At 37.7% G+C, this 3,766-nt stretch carries 6 protein-coding genes and 1 other RNA gene; 1 reads left to right on the top strand and 6 read right to left on the bottom strand.

Features of this window, described 5'->3' with window-relative positions; all coding sequences use genetic code 11:
• Both Q8Q95_04600 and Q8Q95_04595 read right to left on the bottom strand, forming a co-directional pair.
• The coding region (locus tag Q8Q95_04600; GenBank protein MDP3764859.1) for a hypothetical protein at positions 1-585 on the bottom strand (585 nt) is incomplete at its 3' end.
• Positions 586-635: 50 nt separating this feature from the next.
• The gene (locus Q8Q95_04595) at positions 636-905 is read right to left on the bottom strand and encodes a hypothetical protein (protein ID MDP3764858.1); all 270 of its coding nucleotides are present in this window, start codon (positions 903-905) and stop codon (positions 636-638) included.
• A 374-nt stretch (positions 906-1,279) separates the two neighbouring features.
• Between Q8Q95_04595 and Q8Q95_04590 the strand changes: the two genes are divergently transcribed.
• Complete coding sequence (locus tag Q8Q95_04590; GenBank protein MDP3764857.1) at positions 1,280-1,501, top strand: MerR family DNA-binding transcriptional regulator; 222 nt, start codon at positions 1,280-1,282, stop codon at positions 1,499-1,501.
• 39 nt (positions 1,502-1,540) lie between these two features.
• On the opposite strand, the gene rnpB is transcribed toward Q8Q95_04590, so the two are convergent.
• The 4 genes from rnpB to pgk form a co-directional block, all read right to left on the bottom strand.
• Positions 1,541-1,942: RNase P RNA component class A (rnpB, locus tag Q8Q95_04585), an RNA gene on the bottom strand.
• 12 nt (positions 1,943-1,954) lie between these two features.
• Positions 1,955-2,389, bottom strand: coding sequence for a ribonuclease HI family protein (locus Q8Q95_04580; GenBank protein ID MDP3764856.1), 435 nt, complete (start codon positions 2,387-2,389; stop codon positions 1,955-1,957).
• A gap of 9 nt (positions 2,390-2,398) precedes the next feature.
• Positions 2,399-3,190 carry a hypothetical protein gene (locus Q8Q95_04575; protein MDP3764855.1) on the bottom strand — a complete coding sequence of 264 codons (792 nt, stop codon included), beginning with the start codon at positions 3,188-3,190 and terminating at the stop codon, positions 2,399-2,401.
• On the bottom strand, positions 3,187-3,766 hold a 580-nt coding region (gene pgk, locus Q8Q95_04570; GenBank protein ID MDP3764854.1), incomplete at its 5' end, for a phosphoglycerate kinase. The genes Q8Q95_04575 and pgk, both read right to left, overlap by 4 nt.

The raw sequence follows: 3,766 nt of genomic DNA, 5'->3' as shown, positions 1-3,766 counted from the left end.
CTCTTTGTCATTCTGAGGGAACAAGGTGACCGAAGAATCTCTATCCTGACGAGTTACCAATTCAACTGCTTTTTGGGGAACAGAGACAATTGCTTTTACTGTTGATTGGGTTATGCCTTTGAGTTGATTGCCGAGGAAGGAGAAGAAGGAGGTTGGCCCGTCTTCGCTAAAGCTACGGCGAGGTGAAGGGGATATTTGGGCTAACTGATGGCTGGCTTCGGAGAGAGCCGATTCAAAAACTCTAGTTGTATCAATAAAACTATCGGATAAATATCGGTTTGCTGTTTGGAATTTATTTGAAATTCTGGAGACTTGATATCTTAATTCTCTGCTGGCCAATAATGCGGTATTAAAAGAATCATCCGATATTTCAATAACCTCTTTTTTTATGCCGCTGAAAAAATTATGAGATATACCTTTTATTTCATATCCTATTTCTAACAAATCTGTTTGTATGTTTTTATAAATACCGCCCATATCCGATATTGTTTTACTAAATGTCTTACCGATATTTGGAGCAACAACATCATAAACAAAATTTTTAGCAAAAACACTTCCAGAAAAAACAGTAAAAATTAAACTCACTGCTAAAATAAATTTCTTTACCTTATTAAATCTTTTATTAAGATCCGATATTAAAACCTTATTTTTGTAAGAATTATTATTGGGTTGTTTGTTTTTTTTATTTTTAATCCGTGTAGGGCAATATAATTTTCTATATCGGATTTCTTTACATACCAATTTCGCCCAAATTTTTTACCAGCTATAATTTCCCGCCTTACAAGCAAACTTAAGTACTCCTGCGAGTAAGGAGTATCGGCACAAGCCTCCGATATTAAGATGTAATCTTTTCTATCTTCTTCCACAGAATTTATAAGTATCGGATCACATATATATTTTACCACCCATATATCAAAATTTTTGATATTTTCCTGTGGATAAGTAATAAAAAATATTTTTGTGTTAAAAAACTGAAGATCATCATTTAATCTTCTTGGGTATATAAACTTTGATAATCCTTATTAAATATTAATAAAAAAAGACTATCGGATATAAAGGTTTTTATATGTTCTGTTAAAGAAGATTTTGTTTATTTTAATGATATATTTTTACCTGTCTTTTATTAAAAACCCTTGACAGGTTTAGGAATCAAAGAATTTATACATAAAAATTGCTTATTTTTGCGTGTCTGTGGATAACCCTAATTGATTATCCGATAGCAATAGAAGATAATACGCAAAGAGATAAACATTGCTAAAGTTTGATAAACCTATAATAAATGGAAAAAAAATACCTAAACATAAAACAGGCCGCCAAGCATCTGGGGGTTACCCCCCTTACTCTCCGAAACTGGGACAAAAAAGGGATCTTAACTTCTTATAGAAATCCAGTTAATAACTATCGGGTATACAGGGTTGATCAACTGGAGATGTTTACTCGCAGGTTAGAGAATTCTAAAAACAAAAAAGGCGGCAGAAGGATAGATATATCGGTCGTCTAAATCACAAATTTTAAAACCGCCGGTTAAGGCGGTTTTAAAGTCTTTGATGTGTCTATAAGCCGAATTCTGTCCGAGCACGTAATTTTACTTACGCACTTGGGGTAATCATTTGTCTGGGCCAAAGATTGCTCTTCTGGCTCAAGCGTTCAATAGAACTTGCACCGGATAGGAGTTTTTCTCTACATATTGTTACCAATATATACTGTGAGCTCTTACCTCACTCTTTTCACCCTTGCGCTACCAACTTTTCTGGCTTTAGACCAGAAATGATGACGTCCGCGGTATGGTCTCTGTGACACTATCCCGTTCCTCCTTACATTATCAGGAGTATGGCGGCTGTTAGCCGTTATCACTAACCAAACAAAAATTGTTTGGATGGTGTTCGGACTTTCCTCCCCTATCCACACAATGGCGGATAAGAGCGATTACCCGATACATCAAAGAACTATTACATTATAACAAAGAACCCTGCTCCTTGTCCAGAGCTTCATTTGCTAGCCTATCCGCCTCTTTATTTTGTTCTCTTGGTATATTTTTAAAATTTAGTTCTCCAAAATCGGTCTTTAGGTTCCAAATTTCCATAAACAAGGGGTGTAAAGATTTCTCTTCGGTTTTATACTCCCCCTTTAGTTGTTTTGCCACCAATTCACTATCCAGCCTAAATTCCAAATCCATATTTTTTATTTTCTCTTTTCCAAAAAGAGCTTTTATTTTTTTCAAAGCAAAAATAACGGCTTTATATTCTGCCTCGTTGTTGGTGCCTTCTCCTATCGCCTCTGAATAACTCTTAATATTTTTTCCAGCATGATCTTTTATAACAACTCCAACAGCTGCCGGACCAGGATTTCCGCGAGAACCACCATCGGTATAAATTATAATTTTATCCATAAATTATTCTTATTTTAAGTACCCCACCTTTTTAAGCCAGTAATCGTTTTCCCATTCCCAAAGAATTTTGGCCGCGACAAAAGCGCGAAAATCTTTATATAAATAAGGGAATTCTCTCAACTCCACTTCTCCAGTGGTATCACGCCACTCATGGCTTTCCTCCAAACATAATATTTTATTATTTTTTCCTGGTCTAATTTTTCTTCTTCCTCCTTTTTCTCTTAAGCTGGCGCCGCATTTATCGCATATCCTCTTTTGATCGATCCTTAAAATCCACCTGGTCTCTATATTCTGCGGCAGACCGATAACTTTTTTGATTTCAAATTCCTGTAAAGCCGATACATACGCGGATGTCTGCAGGTTGTATTCCGGATAAAATCCGGTAGATGTTTTTATGTCCAGCACTCCGAACTTCCCGCCAATGCAAGCCAGCGCGTCTACTGTTCCGGCATAGCGATACTTGCCGGACCAGATCGGTTTTTCAATAAACTCTGGATATATGACAATTTTTTGATCCTGATTGAATTCAATAAACTTTTCAACAGCAGGCCTTATGCTCTCCGGTATTACCATCTCCCGGCCAGTAAGAACACCCTGGACGGTCTGGTGCAGTAAAGAACCCTCTTCAGCTGATTTGTTTTTTATGTCTTCCGCTCCTTGGTAACTACCCACTTCTTTAAAAAAATTTTGCAAAGCAGGTTTAGATTTTATTTCCAAAATTCTGGTTACCCTCGGGAACCAAATACCATTTACTTCATGTCCTGTCTCTTTTTTAAACTCCCCCGCATCGGTAAATCTCATTTTTTCAGGGCTTCAAGCCCGGGCAGTTTTTTACCAGATAGAAATTCCAGCATCGACCCGCCTCCAGTAGATACATGATTAAACTGATCTAACAAGCCGAATTTATTTAAAGCGGCAATAGTATCACCACCCCCCAGTACTTTAAAAGCGGATATTCTGGAAATAGACCTTGCTAGTTCCATAGTACCTTTAGCAAACCTTTCGTCTTCACACACACCCACGGGCCCGTTCCAAAATATAGTCTTGGCCGAGCGGAGAATTGCGGTAAAACCCCCGACAGTGGCTGGCCCCATGTCTAAAACACACTCATCTGCCGTCAGGGTGTTCAGGGGAGAAATATCCTCAAGGCTAGTCCAGTGTTCCTTGGAGTTTAAATCTTTGGCCACCACCCCATCTACGGGCCAATGAAGTCCGGAAGAGTTCAAGTCAAGATCTTTTATGTATTCAAAAGATTCTAGATCTGCGCATGATTTGCTCATTTTCAGCCCCTTAGCTATGAGTATTGTATTGGCAAGTTTACCGGCTACCAAAACAGAAGATCCGTTTTTTAAAAATCTTTCAATTAGGGGCAGTTTG

Source organism: bacterium (genome assembly GCA_030697795.1).
GTDB lineage: Bacteria > Patescibacteriota > Minisyncoccia > JACQLN01 > JACQLN01 > JACQLN01.
This window is presented reverse-complemented; position numbering and strand designations above follow the sequence as displayed.

Coding starts and splice junctions, on each gene's coding strand:
- Q8Q95_04590 (MDP3764857.1), top strand. CDS start 1,280: ATGGAAAAAAAATACCTAAACATAAAACAGGCCGCCAAGCATCTGGGG.
- Q8Q95_04580 (MDP3764856.1), bottom strand. CDS start 2,389: ATGGATAAAATTATAATTTATACCGATGGTGGTTCTCGCGGAAATCCT.
- Q8Q95_04575 (MDP3764855.1), bottom strand. CDS start 3,190: ATGAGATTTACCGATGCGGGGGAGTTTAAAAAAGAGACAGGACATGAA.